The following is a 16,943-nucleotide window of genomic DNA, read 5'->3' on the forward strand; positions in this document are numbered from 1 at the left end:
TTTTGTTGTATAATATTTAATCTGAACACTTTTGAGAAGGATAAAGACCTCTATCTTCTTTTAATCTTAGAACGAACTAAGTCAAGCGCATAATGAAGTGTTTTATCTTTGATAATAAAGAGGGTAATGGCGTAATAGATGCCACAAGCTGCGATTGTAGAAAGAACCATGCTAATCATCTTCATCGTAACTTCATAGCTATGAACTTGGAAGAGGGTTTTAAAAATATAATAAATTGGGATGAAACCAAGAGACACGATTGTGTAGCGAGCCAAGGTTGTAAAAATCTCTTTCAAATCCAATAGTTTGTGCTTCTGAATAAAGCTAATTTCTAGCAGTACCACGATTGATTCTGCTATAATGGTTGTTCCAATGTAGTATTCGGGACTAAAGATATTATTGAAAAGGAGTAGTGAGTTTAGGACTACATTGACACCGCCACCGATAAAGTAGAAAGCAGTCAAACGATTTTCATGGTCATTAATAAAGATAATCTGTTTTCCAAGGATTAATTCGATAGCCCAGATAATGGTACGAAAGGCAAAGATGCTTGTTACTATTCCTGCTTCTAGATATTTCTCAGAAGAGTAGATAACTGTAGCATAGGTACCCAAAATCATGATGCCAATGCTGGTTGGGATCATGAGGAAGTAAAAGAGGGATGCGCCCTGATTGACCAAATTTTTATAAGAAGTAAAATCTTTTTTTCCTAGATAATAACCAAGTCGTGGGATGCTAACGTTGATAGCTCCACTGAGGACACTAGCGATCAGCATAACGATACTGGAGGCGATGGTATAGTAGGAGATAAAATTCTCATTAGGTCCTTTAGTGATGAACATACGGTCTAGCAAGGTATAGAGCATATTAGCATTTGCTAGAAGGAGCATGGTTAAGAGTGGTTTAGATGACTTGAGAAGTTCGATGAACTCAATCTTAACAAAGGAAACCTCTCGTTTAATCCAGAGGAAGCTAAGTAGATAGTTGATAATGGTTGTCGCGCTCATGATTGTAGCATAAGGGACGATATCATCAGGTGTCTTGACAAAGGCAAAGATAGCCACTAACATTCCAATTCGGATAACCAGTGTTTTATAAAGGATAAAAGAATAATTCTCGTAGGCTTCATTCATCCACTCGATATTCAGAAATTGGAAGAGAGCTTGAATTCCAAGGATATAGTAAAGGATTTTCAGATTGACAATACTAGTATCAAAATGAATAAAGAGGAAATAGATAGCTGTTGTCAGAATTGAAGTAATCAGGGAAATATAGAATAACTTAGAAAAGACATAATTGATCTTATTCTTATCATCCTTAACCTTACTAATAGCTCGAATCCCATAATTGTAAATCCCAAAGGCAGCTAGTGGAATGACAAAGCTCGCCCAGGTATTGGCAGTGTTGAAGTAACCGTAATTGGATTTACTAAGAATCCGCGTTAGATAGGGATTAGTAATCAAAGGAAAAACGATATTTAAGATATTGACCAGCAAGCTAGCCAAAGCATTAACTTTTATATTTTTCATGAAATTTTCTTTCTTATATTCTAAAATAGATACTAGTATTATATCACATTCCAACGCCATTCTTTTGATAAAATCTGTGAAATCTTGTATAATAGATAGAACTGAAAGTATGAGGTTACGAACTATGAAAATGAAACAAATCAGTGATACGACATTAAAGATCACCATGTCTTTAGAGGATTTGATGGATCGAGGGATGGAAATCGCAGACTTTCTCGTTCCACAAGAGAAAACAGAAGAATTTTTCTATGCAATCTTGGATGAGCTAGAGATGCCAGATAGCTTCTTGGATACAGGTATGCTCAGCTTCCGAGTAACACCTAAGCCAGACAAGGTTGATGTTTTTGTGACAAAATCTAAGATCGACCATAATTTAGATTTTGACGATTTGGCAGATCTTCCTGATATGGATGAGTTGGCTAAAATGTCTCCAGATGAGTTTTTAAAAACCTTGGAGAAAACCATGGCAGAAAAAACTAAAGATGATATTGAAGCTATTCAATCTTTAGAGCAGGTTGAAAAGGAAGAAGAAGCAGCGCTTGATGAAGCCCTCGAAGTAGAAGAAGGAAAAAGAGAGCCTTATATCTACTACATCTTACGTTTTGACGATTTATCTAGTTTGGTTTCTTTTGCCCAAACGGTTGACTACCAAATGGAAACTTCAGAACTCTATAAGATGAATGATCAGTACTATTTGACAGTCTTAGTTGATGTAGAAGATCAACCTAGCCTTTATCCAGCTTGGTTGTTGGCACGTATGCGCGAATTTGCGGATGATAGTGATATCAGCCGTTCGGTTCTACAAGAATATGGTCAAGTGCTCATCAATCATGATGCGGTTCAAGGACTCCAAAAAGTTTAATAGAGAAAAAGCAGGGAAGGAGAACTTCTCTGTTTTCGTTGTAAATTTTAGACTTTTGTAAAATTGGAGTCAGTTTGTATTTAAAAATCTGTCATAGTATAATTTGAGAGTGAAATTAAAGGTTATGCATCATTTCATGAAAGTTTTCTGAATGATTAAAGGTTAATACAAGGTAGAAAAAAAGTCCAAAAAATAGGGCAAAGTAGTAGCTTTAATAGAAGAAATGGGGTAGAATAGTAGAAGTTGCTTTTCGGTAGTTTAGGATCGAATCAACTGACAAATCTTTTAGATATACATGTTGTTAAATCAACTATTTTACTAAACTATTATATTTTTTTTGTTTTCAAGATGGTGTTTTATGTTGTCTTGGGAAGTGAAAGAGATTAGAATCAGTTTTTGAAAAAAGCCCTCATATAGTTTTTGAATCCTAGCAAATGGACCCCTATCTTTTCCAATCTTGCTAAAATTGATGAAAAACGATATGATAGAATGAAAAAAGCGAGGTGAAAAATGGACCAAAGACGGATTCAAACAGAAACACAGCAGATACTTGAAGATGTTTTAGACAGGGCTTCTTTACAGGAAGGTGCACTATTTGTCTTAGGTTTGTCTTCGAGTGAAGTGCTGGGAGGACACATTGGCAAAGATTCGAGTCAGGAGATTGGTGAGCTAATCGTCAAGACAATGTTGGAGCTGTTGACGGCTAAGGGGATTCACTTAGCTGTTCAAGGTTGTGAACATGTCAATCGCGCTCTAGTTGTTGAACGGGAAGTAGCTATAAAACATCAGTTGGAAATTGTGAGTGTACTCCCGACCCTACATGCAGGAGGTTCTGGTCAATTGGCCGCCTTTCGCTATATGAAGGATCCCGTGGAGGTCGAATTTATTAGCGCTGATGCTGGTTTGGACATCGGTGATACAGCTATCGGTATGCATATCAAACATGTTCAGGTACCCATTCGACCAGTCTTAAGAGAGATTGGTCAGGCTCATGTAACGGCACTTGCTAGTCGACCAAAACTCATTGGAGGAGCGCGTGCTCAATATCCAATAGATCATATTAGGAAGATATAAAATGAATACTAGAAAAATGCAGTTTGAGAGAGTCATTAAATACTCTATTCGGAAGTTCTCGGTTGGTGTCGGTTCTGCGGTTATCGGGACATTTCTTTTGGGGGCAAATAACTTTTTAGTTGAAACTGTTTCAGCTAACGAAGTGGTAACACCCAACCAAGTTCATTACCGTTATTTGGCTGAACAAGAATTGACAGAAGCAGAAAAAGCTTTGATCCATCACGAACTCCCTTCTGATTTAAAGCAAGATGATGTTGTCTATCTTGTTTACAGAAAGAAGGAAGTGAATTCTCAACAATTGCCAAACACTGGAAGCAAGGAGCTGGCACTGGCAACTCTTGGTTTTGCAACAGCGTCTATGGTTGTTGTGGTGATGTCTAAAAAACACCGCAATAAAATGCTTGGCCTTCTCTTTATCGGAGCTCTAGGTGGTAGTTACTTTATCCCTCAGTCAGCTCAAGCCTTTGAGAATAAAATCTTGGTTTCCTTCAATCAAACGATTGCAGCAAGTAGTCAAGAGGACTTGGCAAAAGGTGTCATTCAAATCGAAGGATACGAATACGTCGGTTACTTTAAAGCATCAGACTTCCAAGACCAACCAGAGCAAATGACGACTGCTAAGGGAACTCAAGAAGAAGGCCACGAAGGCGAATCTTTGGTTCAACCAGAGTTGCCAGCCTACACCGACGAACTTACAGCCAAAGGCACCCAAGAAGAAGGTCACGAAGGCGAATCCCTAGTTCAACCAGAAGCTCCAGCTTATACGGGCGAGATTAGTGCCAAAGGCACCCAAGAAAAAGGCCACGAAGGCGAATCCCTAGTTCAACCAGAGTTGCCAGCCTACACTAGCGAGATTAGTGCCAAAGGCACCCAAGAAGAAGGTCACCAAGGTGAGTCTTTGGTTCAGCCAGAGTTGCCAGCCTACACCGGCGAGCTTACAGCCAAAGGCACCCAAGAAGAAGGTCATGAAGGTGAATCCCTAGTTCAACCAGAAGTCCCAGCTTATACAGGCGAGCTTACAGCCAAAGGTACCCAAGAAGAAGGCCACGAAGGCGAATCTTTGGTTCAACCAGAGTTGCCAGCCTACACCGGTGAGATCACAGCTAAAGGCACCCAAGAAGCAGGTCATGAAGGCGAATCCTTAATTCAACCAGAAACTCCAGCTTATACCGGTGAGATTAGTGCCAAAGGCACCCAAGAAGAGGGGCACCAAGGTGAATCTCTAGTTCAGCCAGAATCCCCAGCTTATACAGGCGAGATTAGTGCCAAAGGAACCCAAGAAGCAGGTCACCAAGGTGAATCCCTAGTTCAGCCAGAATTGCCAGAGTATAAAGTAGCTGAAGCAACTATTACAGAAACTGAAACAGTAGCAGTTCCATATACAAAGGAGTATGTAGCTGATGATACTCGTTACACTGATGAAGAAACAGTGATTCAAAACGGTCAAGCAGGAAGTCAGCTGATTCATCGTGTCTATAAGACAGTCAATGGCCAAAAAGTTGGGGACCCAATCAGCACGAGTACAGAAACTGTTACGGCACCAGTAAACGAAAAAATTAGTCGTGGTACAAAGGCTATTGAAGGTCAAGTTGAAGAAGTTTCATTTGAAGAAATTCCTTTCGAGACAAGAACAGAAGTAGACAGCACTCTTCCGAAGGGAACAGAAGTTGTTGCTCAAGCTGGTCAAAACGGTAAGAAAAAGATTACCAAAGTCTATAAGACTCTTAAAGGAGTGAAAACTGCAGATGCTCCAACGATTTCAGAGGAAGTTGTTGAAGTAGTTCAAGATCGTATCATCAAAAAAGGTGATCAAATCCTGACTGAGCCAACGTTGACTCTCACTCATATAGACAAAGAAGAATTAGAGCGTAGTGCCAAGGTTCGTTACCAATTGGTCAAACCAACAGGTGTAACCATTAAATCTCTTGAAGTTGTTTTGAAAGATGGAGACACTAGCCTTCAAACAGTCAATATGTCTGAGGGAGACCTGACTGCTAATCTTACAAACTTGAAGTATTACAAGGACTACAAGATTGCGACTAAGATGGTTTACGATCGTGGAAATGGGAATGAAGAAGTAGTTCTTGCGGAAGAACCACTAAGGCTGGATTTAAAGAAAATCGAGATTAAAGATATTCTAAGAACGGATTTGATCAAATATGAAAATCAAATCGAAATGGATGAAACTCGACTGACTTCAGTGCCAACCGACTTGTCAAACTATTATCTGAAAGTTACCTCTAATGACCATAAGACCAATCTACTAGCGGTTCAAAAAATCGAAGAGTCAACAATTGATGGAAAACAAGTCTACAAGGTAACAGCAGTAGCGGAGAACTTGGTTCAACGTAATGTCGATAATCGCTTTAATGAAACTTATACCTACTATATTGAAAAACCAAAAGCTAGTCAGGATGGTGTTTTCTACGACTTTGGAGAATTGATCCAAGCCATTCAGGCAAATCCTGCTGGTGAATTTAAACTGGGTCAAAGTATGAGTGCTCGTAACGTTGTTCCTCAAGGTAAATCTTACATTACTTCGGAGTTTACTGGTAAACTATTGAGTGATGGTGACAAACGTTTTGCTATCCATAATTTGGAACATCCCCTCTTCAATGTCATTAATGGTGGGACTATTAAGAACATTAACTTTGAAAATGTAGATATTAATCGTTCTGGTCAAAATCAAATTGCTACGGTTGGATTTAACCTTAAAAATAAAGGTCTGATTGAAGATGTTAAGGTGACTGGTTCGGTTACTGGTAACAATGATGTTGCAGGTATTGTCAATAAGATTGATGAAGATGGTAAGGTTGAAAATGTCGCCTTTATTGGTAAAATCAACTCTGTAGGAAATAACTCGACAGTTGGTGGTATTGCTGGTTCAAACTATATGGGCTTTGTCAATAGAGCCTATGTAGATGCGACTATTACGGCGCAAAATGCAAATGCAAGTATGCTAGTGCCATTTGTCACTTACATGCTAAATAGTTGGAAATCAGGTACAAAAGCAAGATTAACAAATTCTGTTGCCAAGGGTATCCTTGATGTTAAAAATACTAGAAACGTTGGTGGTATTGCCTCTAAAACATGGCCATATGGAGCTGTACAAGATAACGTAACATATGCTAAAGTAATCAAAGGTCATGAAATATTTGGTTCTAACGATGTTAACGATGAAGATGGTGGCCCACATATTAAAGACCTTTTTGGCGTAGTTGGCTATAGCTCAGCTGAGGATGGTACTGGTAAAGATACCAAGAGTCCTAAAAAACTCAAACATTTGACTAAGGAAGAAGCTGATAAGCGTGTTGCTGGTTACAATATTACAGCTGATAAATTCATAAGTGAATCTTATGAATTGAACAAGTTGAACAATGTAAGCACCCGTGAAGCAGCTTATGAGTCTATTCAAGACTACAATCCAGACTATAAACTTGCTTATAAGAATATTGAAAAAATACAACCATTCTATAACAAAGATTTTATCGTTAATCAAGCTAATAAATTAGATAAGAACCACAAGTTAAATACTAAAGAAGTTATTTCTGTTACTCCAATGAATGATAATAACTTTGTAACAGATCTAAGTGTTGCAAACAAAATTATTGTTCACTATGCTGATGGAACAAAAGATTACTTCAACCTATCTTCTAGTGATGAGGGTCTAAGTAATGTTAGAGAATACACTGTAACAGACTTAGGTATTAAATATACACCTAATATCGTTCAAAAAGATCATAGTGCTTTAATTAACGGTATCGTAAATATCTTAAACCCTATCGAGCTTCAATCTGATCCAATTTACCAAAAACTTGGCAGAACAGGACCTAATAAAGTAAATGCGATTAAAAATCTATTCTTAGAAGAAAGTTTCGACTATGTAAAAGCTAATCTTAATACATTAGTAACTAAACTAGTTGAAAATGAAGATCACCAACTTAATAATTCTCCCGCAGCTCAACAAATGATTCTTGATAAAGTTGAGAAAAATAAAGCTGCCCTATTATTAGGTTTAACATACTTAAACCGTTACTACGGCGTTAAATTTGGTGATGTTAATATTAAAGAATTAATGTTATTCAAACCTGATTTCTATGGTAAAAACGTTGATGTTCTTGATAGATTAATTGAAATTGGATCTAAAGAGAATAATATCAGTGGTTCAAGAACATACGATGCTTTCGGTGAGGTTCTAGCGAAATACACTAAATCTGGAGATTTAAATGGTTTCTTAGACTACAACAGAGGATTATTCACTAATATCGATAATATGAATGATTGGTTCATTGATGCGACTAAGGATAAGGTCTATGTAGTAGAAAAAGCTTCTCAAAATCCAGGAGTTGGCGAACATAAATATCGTGCTTATGACAATTTGACTCGTGGTCTTCATAGAAAAATGATTCTACCTTTGTTGAATCTAGATAAGACAGAAATGTTCCTCATTTCTACTTACGATACGATGTCTTATGGTACAGCTAATAAGTACAATACTACTTTGGAAAAACTTAAACCGGAGATTGATCTAGCCGCACAACGTCAGATTAATTATCTTGATTTCTGGCATCGATTGGCCTTGGATAATGTGAAGAATAGATTGTTCAAAGATATCGTCTATCCAGTTTGGGAAGGATTCTATGTTTGGGGTCACGGTTGGCCAGGCTGGCCTGAACGCTATGGCCAATTCAAAAATAGTACGGAAGTATATGCCCCAATCCGTGAAATCTATGGACCTGTAGGAGAATACTACGGTGATAATGGAGCTGTTGCTGGAGCTTATGCAAGTATTTACGATAATCCAAATGATAATCGTGCTAAAGTAACTTTCGTTATGTCTAATATGATTAGCGAATACGGAGCTTCTGCGTTCACACACGAGACTACACACTTAAATGACCGTCTTGTTTACTTCGGTAATTTTGGTCGTCGTGAAGGTACAGATGTTGAAGCCTTTGCCCAAGGTATGCTTCAATCACCTGCAACACAAGGCCACCAAGGTGAATATGGAGCTCTAGGATTAAACATGGCATTTGAAAGACCTAACGATGGTAACCAATGGTATAATACGAATCCAAATGATCTTAAATCACGTGAAGCTATCGATAACTACATGAAAGGTTATAACGATACTCTGATGATGTTAGACAATCTTGAGGCTGATGCAGTTCTTGGACAAAATAGTCAAGAATTGAATAATGCTTGGTTCAAGAAAGTTGATAAGCAAATGAGAGGAAACTCTAAGAACCAATACGATAATGTTCGTGCTCTAAATGATACTGAAAAAGCTATTCAACTTCATTCCGTGAACGACCTAGTAGATAACAACTTTATGACTAACCGTGGACCAGGAAATGGTATCTATAAACCAGATGACTTTAGTTCTGCATATGTCAACGTCCCTATGATGACAGGTATCTATGGTGGTAACACAAGTGAAGGTGCTCCTGGAGGAATGTCATTTAAACATAATACATTCAGATTATGGGGTTACTACGGCTATGAAAAAGGCTTCCTAGGCTATGCTACTAATAAGTATAAACAAGAGGCTAAGGCTGCAGGTAAGAACACCCTAGGTGATGACTTTATTATCAACAAGATTTCTGAAGGAAAATTCAACAATCTTGAAGATTGGAAGAAAGCTTACTATAAAGAAGTGAAAGACAAGGCTACAAATGGTTTGACAACCTTTGAAGTAAATGAAACTAGCATTTCATCTTACAGTGATCTTCTTCGCTTGTTCAAGGAAGCTGCTGCTAAGGATGCTGCAACCTTAAAAACAGAGAAGAATGGTAATAAGTCTGTGTCAACAAATAATGTAACCAAACTTAAGGAAGCTGTTTATAAGAAACTTCTTCAACAAACAGATAGCTTTAAAACTTCTATCTTTAAATAATCCAAAGCTCTCATCTGCTTAGCAGGTGGGAGTTTTTTGGTAATCAAGAAGATTATTGATTTTCCAAACAGATTCTAAGTATTTTTAGCAAGGTAGGTATATAATAGAACTACAAAGCCAATATCTATATTCATATAACAAAAAAGAAGGTGATGAAGATGAAAACATGGCAAGCAACTGTATTGGTCTGCACTAGTCAGGTTTGTCTATCGGCTTGTAACAATCAGATGGAGAACCAAGCTGATAAGCAAAATAGAGACAAAAATGCGCAAGTTAGTTCTCAAATGGCAAAACAAGGTGAAGCAGTTCCAGACTTTGAGCTTATGGGAGTTGATGGTAAAACCTATCGCCTATCAGATTACAAAGGCAAAAAGGTCTATCTCAAATTTTGGGCTTCATGGTGTTCTATTTGTCTAGCCAGCCTCCCTGATACCGATGAACTGGCAAAAGAAGCTGGCGATGACTTTGTAATCTTGACAGTCGTTTCTCCTGGTCAAAAAGGCGAGCAAGCAGAAGAAGGCTTCAAGAAATGGTATCAGGGCTTGGACTATAAAGATTTACCAGTATTGTTAGACCCTTCGGGACAACTTTTGGCGAGTTACGGAGTTCGTTCTTATCCGACTCAGGCCTTTATTGATAAGGAAGGTAGACTCGTTAAGACCCAACCAGGTTTTATGGACAAAGAAACTATTTTACAGACGCTAAAAAGCATAGATTAGAGGCTCATCATGAATGATAAATTAAAAATAATTGTATTCATTGGAATCATCATTTGCATTATTATCGGAATTTTATTTCTTTTGGAAAAAAGGAGCGCAAGCTACACAGATACCACTCAAATCGAGAAGGCAGCAGTTAGTCAAGGACAAAAGGCCAAGAAAAAAACTGATTCAAGTAAAGATGCTGACTTGCATGAAATCTATCTAGCTGGAGGTTGTTTCTGGGGAGTCGAAGAATATTTTTCACGAGTAGCAGGTGTGACAGATGCTGTCTCTGGTTATGCTAATGGTAGAGGAGAAACAACCCAGTATGAATTGATCGGCCAAACTGGGCATGCTGAGACTGTTCATGTGACCTATGATGCCAATCAAATCTCTCTAAAAGAGATCTTGCTTCATTATTTCCGCATTATCAATCCAATCAGCAAGAATAAGCAGGGAAATGATGTGGGGACTCAGTACAGAACAGGAGTCTACTATACAGATGAGAAAGATTTAGAAGTCATCAATCAAGTTTTTGACCAAGTTTCTAAGAAGTACGACCAACCTCTAGCGGTTGAAAAGGAAGCCTTAAGCAATTTTATCGTGGCTGAAGATTACCACCAAGACTATCTCCAGAAAAACCCTAATGGCTATTGCCATATCAATGTCAATCAAGCATCCTATCCTGTTATTGATGCAAGTCAATATCCAAAACCGAGCGACGATGAATTGAAAAAACTTTTGTCTCCAGAGGAGTATGCCGTGACACAAAATGGTCAAACAGAACGTGCCTTTTCAAATCGTTACTGGGATAAATTTGAAGCAGGTCTTTATGTGGATGTTGCGACTGGCGAACCTCTCTTTTCTTCGAAAGATAAATTTGAATCGGGCTGTGGTTGGCCAAGTTTTACCCAGCCTATCAGTCCAGATGTTGCGACCTACAAGGAAGACAAGTCATACAATATGGTCAGAACGGAAGTCAAAAGTCGAACAGGGAATTCTCACCTAGGACATGTCTTTACAGATGGACCTAAGGACAAGGGAGGTCTACGCTATTGTATCAATAGTCTGTCCATTCGCTTTATTCCTAAGGATCAAATGGAAGAAAAGGGCTATGGCTATTTGTTGGATTATGTTGAGTAATCTTGAGATTATTAAAAAGTGTTTACTTGAAATATATTTTAATTCATAAGAAGTGTAGAATTTGGATTATAGAAGCGATTGGGCAATTTAATCGAACGTGTTGGAATCACTCCTGAAAATTTTTGATTTTGAAAACAAGTAAGGTGAAAGCTATCCGTTTTTCAATGCTTGAAGCTATTTGTAAAGAACTGGGGTGTCAGCCAGGTGATATATTGGAATATGTACCAGACTAAAAATGTGGTTCAGCCAATGCTGATCCACTTTTTTATTTAAAAAATATCAATTTATCTCGAAAATATTTTGTAAAAAAATCAACAAAATATTATAATAAGATTATGAAAACGGAATAAAGGAGATGTCTTTAAGGACAAGAACGAAGCTGATATGGAAGATAGAAAAAAGCTACAAAAATTTGCCATTCGTAAACTGAGCATGGGAGTGGGCTCGGTATTGATTGGACTTGCCTTCATTGGAGGAACACTTGAACCGAAACTGGTTCAGGCTGATGAAACCAAGCAAGTTTCCTTTCATTACTTAGCAGAATCGGAGTTGACAGCTGCTGAACGTGAACTCATTCATCATGAATTGCCACAAGATCTTAGTCAAGAGAGCTATTATCTAGTTTATCGCAAGCAGGGACAAGCCGTCTTACCTCAAACAGGATCCGTCACCTTCCCCTTGGCTGGTCTTGGTCTTTTGACTGCTAGTTTGGTGGTTTTCCTATTTTCCAAGAAAAAACCTTCTAAGATAGTTGGAGTGTTATTGATTGCTTCTGTAGGTAAGAGTTTATTACTACCTTATCAAGTATTTGCTTTTGAACACAAGGACTTACTAGCTTATGATCAGACTAAAACCCTTGTGTCTGCTGATGGTTTATCACAAGGGATTATAGACATTAAAGGCTATGACTATGTTGGTTATTTATTAGAGTCGGATTTAAGAGGAAGAGGCCAAGATCTAACGTCTAGTGGAAATCCAGAAATTCCTGCAAAGCCAGTAAATCAAGCAGGCGTTCATGAAATTCCTGAATTCACAGGTGGCGTATCTGGCGACTCCTTAGTCGAGCCAACAAAACCAACATTTGAAGGTGGAGTCAATGGCCCAGGTGCAGTAGCTGAAGCCATACCAGAGTATACACCGGAATTTAGCAGTCAAAGTGGCCTTCCAGAAGTCCGCAAAAAACCAGAATTTACAGGCGGAGTATCAGGCGAATCCTTTGTTGAGTCGTCTAAACCATCATTTGAGGGTGGTGTCAATGGCCCAGGAGCAGTAGCTGAAAGCTTACCAGAGTATACACCAGAATTTGGCAGTCAAAGTGGTCTTCCAGAAGTCCACGAGAAACCTGCCTTTACAGGCGGAGTATCAGGCGAATCCTTGGTCGAGCCAACAAAACCAACATTTGAGGGTGGTGTTAATGGCCAAGGAGCAGTAGCTGAAGCATTACCAGAGTACACACCAGAATCGAGTAGTCAAAGTGGCGTGCCAGAAGTCCACGCCAAACCAGACTTCACAGGCGGTGTATCCGGCGAATCCTTAGTTGAGCCAACAAAACCAACATTTGAAGGAAGCGTCAATGGTCAAGGAGCAGTAGCTGAAAGCTTACCAGATTATGAAGGTGGTGCAGTTCCAGTTGATACTCTGAAACAGGAGATTCCAGAGTTTACAGGTGGCGTATCCGGCGAATCCTTAGTCGAGCCGTCAAAACCAACATTTGAAGGTGGAGTTAATGGCCCAGGTACAGTAGCCGAAGACTTACCAGAGTATGAAGGTGGTGCAGTTCCAGTTGATACTCTGAAACAGGAGCACCCAGAGTTCACAGGCGGCGTATTCGGCGAATCCTTGGTTGAGCCAACAAAACCAACATTTGAGGGTGGTGTTAATGGCCAAGGAGCAGTAGCTGAAACTTTACCAGAGTATGAAGGTGGTGCAGTTCCAGTTGAAACTTTGAAACAGGAACTATCCGAGTTTACAGGTGGCGTTAATGGTGAACCGCTTGTTGAGCCTGCCCGACCTAGCTATGAAGGCGGAGTTAATGGCCTGGGTGCAGTGTCCGAAGCCTTACCAGAGTATGCACCAGAATTGAGTAGTCAAAGTGGCGTGCCAGAAGTCCATGACAAATCAGAGTTCACAGGCGGTGTATCAGGCGAATCTTTAGTTGAGCCGTCTAAACCAATATTTGAAGGTGGCGTTAATGGTCCGGGTACAGTAGCTGAAAGCCTACCAGATTATGAAGGAGGCGCAGTCCCAGTTGACACTCTGAAACAGGACACACCTAGCTATAGTGGTGGTGTGAATGCTACTGAAGCGCTGATTCAGGATACAAACCCGACTTTACATATTGAAGTCCGAAAAGAGTTGATTCCTAAACAAACTAGGGAAAAGATTGATCCAGACATGCTTGTCGGTGAAACAAGAATTGAGCAAGTCGGTCAAGATGGTGAGAAAGAGATTGTTACCAGCTATGAGGAAAAAGATGGGAAACGTATTTCAGAGCCGAAAGAAACAACACGGATTTTAAAAGAAGCTAAAGATCAGGTTATCATCCGTGGCAGTAAGGAAAAAGAAAAAATTAAACCTGAACCTGTCCTAACTCTTTCAACTATTACTGGAAATTCGATGGGCCGTTCAGCTCGCCTAAGTTATAACTTGGAGAAGGCAGATGGTGTTACCATTTCAAAAATTAGTGCCACTATTAAAGCTAAAGGGCTAGAGGATCAGACTCTTGACTTGACGAGTGATCAGCTGGAAGCAACAGTTGATAATCTGAAACTTTATACGGATTACACCATATCTACAAGGATGGTCTTTAATCGTGGCAAGGGTGAAGAGAGCACTCTACTTGAGGAAAAGAAGCTTCGTTTAGAACTTAAAAAGCTAGAAATAAAAGATATCAAGAAAACAAGCCTTGTTAAGGTTGAAAATGGCAAAGAGTCTGTGATTCAGCACTTGACAGAAGTGCCAAGAAACTTGGAAGACTATTATCTCAAGATTAATTCAGAGGACCATAAGACTAGCCGTTTAGCCATCAAGTCTATTCAAACTGAAAGAATAAACGGAAAAGACTATTACAAGGTGACTGCTGAGGCAACTGACTTGATTCAACGTAATGCTCAGAAAACCTTTGAAGAAGGCTACAGTTACTACTTGGCTAAGTCAAGTGCTGATTCTCCTACGATTTCTGGTGTAAAAGAATACGCTTATCAGGATATCCAAGATTATGATAGTCGCCATGATCAAGCCTATCGAAACCTTGAAAAATTGCAACCTTTCTACAATAAAGAATGGATTGTAAATCAAGGAAACAAGCTGGATCTTGATCACAATCTAGCCAAGAAAGAGGTAGTCTCTGTTATTGCCATGAAAGGGAAAGACTTTGTGACAGACCTTTCAGTGGCAGACCATATCATGGTTCATTATGCAGACCAGACCAAGGATGTATTTGCAATTACCTCGCAAAATTCTGGCTTGACTGCTATTAAGGAATACAAGATTGCTGACTTGGATGTGCTTTATACTCCAGATATGCTGGTTAAGGACCGTTCAGCCTTAGCCAAGGAGCTAACATCTATCCTGAAAACAGTGGACTTACAGTCTGAGGGAGTTTATCGAATCCTAGATGATCAAACCACTAGCCTTGATAAGAAGGTTGAGGCAGTGCAGAATTGGTACCTAGAAGAAAGCTTTGCAGAAGTCAAAGCGCAGCTGGGAAGCCTGGTTGATAAGTTACTTACAAATCTAGACTACCAGTGGAATGATTCTCTTGCTAGAACTGCTGCCTTGAAGAAAAAAGTTCAGGATCATCAATCAGCTATCATGCTTGGTCTTGCTTATCTCAATCGTTATTACGGTGTCCGATTTGCGGATTATAATCTGAAAGAACTCATGCTTTTTAAACCAGATTTTTATGGCAAAAATGTGGATGTCTTGGATCGGTTGATTGAACTCGGTTCAAGAGAAAGTAACCTAAAAGGCGACCAGACTCATGAAACCTTTGCCAGAGTCCTAGCCAAAGATACAAAATCTGAAGATTTACATGCCTTCTTAGACTACAACAGACAGTTATTGACGACTGACAAGGATATGAATGAATGGTTTGTGAATGCCACCAAGGACCATGTGTACATAGCAGAGCGAGCTTCGAAGAATCAAGAAATTGCAAATCGGAAGCATCGTGCTTATGACAATCTGAATAACTGGTTGCATCGCAATATGATTCTGCCTTTGTTGAATGTAAAGAAGGCGCAGATGTTCCTGATTTCCAACTACAATACCATTACTTTCGGATCAGCTGATAAATCTGGCAAAACCATAGACCAGATGAAAGCTGACATTGATCTAGTAGCGGACCGCCAGTTGACTTACTTGGACTTCTGGTATCGACTTGCTACTGATGAAGTTAAAGACCGTATGGTTAAGAGTGATTTTAATGTAGCTACACCAGTTTGGGAAGGTTATCGCGTTGATAGACGTGGCTGGGTAGAGCGTTATGGACATACTAGTGGTATGGAAGACTATGCACCAATTCGAGAGGTATTTGGACCAGCAGGTCGCTACTATAAAGACAATAAACTAGGAGCCTATGCCTCTATCTATCCTAATATCAATGCCAGAGATGCTGTGCACTTTGTAGAAATAGATATGATGAGTGAGTATGGCTTGTCTGTCTACACCCATGAGACAACGCACGTCAACGATCGTATTGTCTATCTGGGGGGATACAAACATCGTGAAGGAACCTATGTAGAAGCCTATGCTCAGGGTATGCTCCAGTCACCGGCTGAGGAAGGCCATCAGGGTGAATATGGCGCTCTCGGGCTCAACATGGCTTACATGCGACCAAATGATGGGGATCAATGGTACAATCCAGATCCAACCAAGTTGCAAACACGTCAGCAGATTGACCACTACATGAAAGGTTATAATGAGGCTTTGATGCTTCTAGATTATCTGGAAGGAGAACGAGTTCTCGCTAAGAATGATCTGGCTTTGAAGAAGGCTTGGTTCAGCAAGATGACCAAGCAGATGCGCTATCAGGACAAGGACAATAAACTCCTTGCTCCTAATCAGTGGGACTATGTCCGTCCATTGACAGATGAGGAAGCCAAGACTCAGCTAAATTCTGTAGATGATCTAATCAAAAATAACATCATCACCAATAGGCATTATCAGGGAACTTACCGACCAGAAGAACTCAAGACAGCTTATGTCAATGTCAAGATGGTAGATGCTATCTACGGTGGAAATACAAGTCAGGGAGCTCCTGGAGCCATCTCCTTCAAACATAATGCTTTCCGTATGTGGGGTTATTATGGTTACGAAAATGGTTTCCTAGGCTATGCTTCTAATAAATACAAGGATGAGGCCTTAAGCGAGGGACGTGACACCCTTGGGGATGATTTCATTATCCAGAAGGTTTCGAAAGGCAAGTTCCAGAACTTGGAAGAATGGAAGAAGGCCTGGTTTGACGCTATTATTGCTAAGGCAAAACGAGGAATCCATAGTTTTGAAATTGATGGTCAGCAAATTGATTCTTATGAGAAATTGCAAGATTTGTTTGACCAAGCAGTAGAAACGGATTACCGAAACTTCAAGTATGGAGGCTCAGTTGCCAATTATACAGTAGCGCTGAAGAAAAAAGTCTTCCAAAAACTATTGCAGGTGACAGATGCATTTTCATCTGAACTCTTTCCTAAAGGATAGATAAAAAGTCGGTGTGATAAAAGAGGATGCTATGTTCA

The 16,943-nt window shown here is 39.5% G+C and carries 7 protein-coding genes and 1 pseudogene; 7 read left to right on the plus strand and 1 reads right to left on the minus strand.

Annotated features, from left to right (window positions below):
• Positions 1-50 precede the first annotated feature (50 nt).
• The gene (locus E7C97_RS00620; protein WP_316107609.1) at positions 51-1,529 is read right to left on the minus strand and encodes an oligosaccharide flippase family protein; all 1,479 of its coding nucleotides are present in this window, start codon (positions 1,527-1,529) and stop codon (positions 51-53) included.
• A 124-nt stretch (positions 1,530-1,653) separates the two neighbouring features.
• Here E7C97_RS00620 and mecA point away from each other — a divergent pair, with 124 nt between their 5' ends.
• The 7 genes and pseudogenes from mecA (at position 1,654) to E7C97_RS00655 (ending at position 16,905) form a co-directional block, all read left to right on the plus strand.
• A complete protein-coding gene (gene mecA / locus E7C97_RS00625) occupies positions 1,654-2,391 on the plus strand; it encodes an adaptor protein MecA (RefSeq protein ID WP_316107610.1) in 738 nt (245 codons plus the stop codon).
• 510 nt (positions 2,392-2,901) lie between these two features.
• Positions 2,902-3,465 (plus strand): TIGR01440 family protein, encoded by a 564-nt coding sequence (locus E7C97_RS00630; RefSeq protein WP_316107611.1) that lies wholly within the window; start codon positions 2,902-2,904, stop codon positions 3,463-3,465.
• A gap of 1 nt (position 3,466) precedes the next feature.
• On the plus strand, positions 3,467-9,361 hold the full coding sequence (locus tag E7C97_RS00635; RefSeq protein WP_316107613.1) for a ZmpA/ZmpB/ZmpC family metallo-endopeptidase: 5,895 nt from the start codon (positions 3,467-3,469) through the stop codon (positions 9,359-9,361).
• Positions 9,362-9,519: 158 nt separating this feature from the next.
• Complete coding sequence (locus E7C97_RS00640; RefSeq protein ID WP_049526243.1) at positions 9,520-10,080, plus strand: redoxin family protein; 561 nt, start codon at positions 9,520-9,522, stop codon at positions 10,078-10,080.
• 9 nt (positions 10,081-10,089) lie between these two features.
• A complete protein-coding gene (gene msrB, locus E7C97_RS00645) occupies positions 10,090-11,205 on the plus strand; it encodes a peptide-methionine (R)-S-oxide reductase MsrB (RefSeq protein ID WP_049526241.1) in 1,116 nt (371 codons plus the stop codon).
• Between the two features lie 78 nt (positions 11,206-11,283).
• A pseudogene (locus tag E7C97_RS00650) lies at positions 11,284-11,438 on the plus strand (helix-turn-helix domain-containing protein).
• A 151-nt stretch (positions 11,439-11,589) separates the two neighbouring features.
• The gene (locus E7C97_RS00655) at positions 11,590-16,905 is read left to right on the plus strand and encodes an SIALI-17 repeat-containing surface protein (protein WP_316107614.1); all 5,316 of its coding nucleotides are present in this window, start codon (positions 11,590-11,592) and stop codon (positions 16,903-16,905) included.
• Positions 16,906-16,943 lie beyond the last annotated feature (38 nt).

The sequence above is a fragment of the Streptococcus sp. genome, from assembly GCF_032481935.1.
Taxonomy (GTDB): domain Bacteria; phylum Bacillota; class Bacilli; order Lactobacillales; family Streptococcaceae; genus Streptococcus.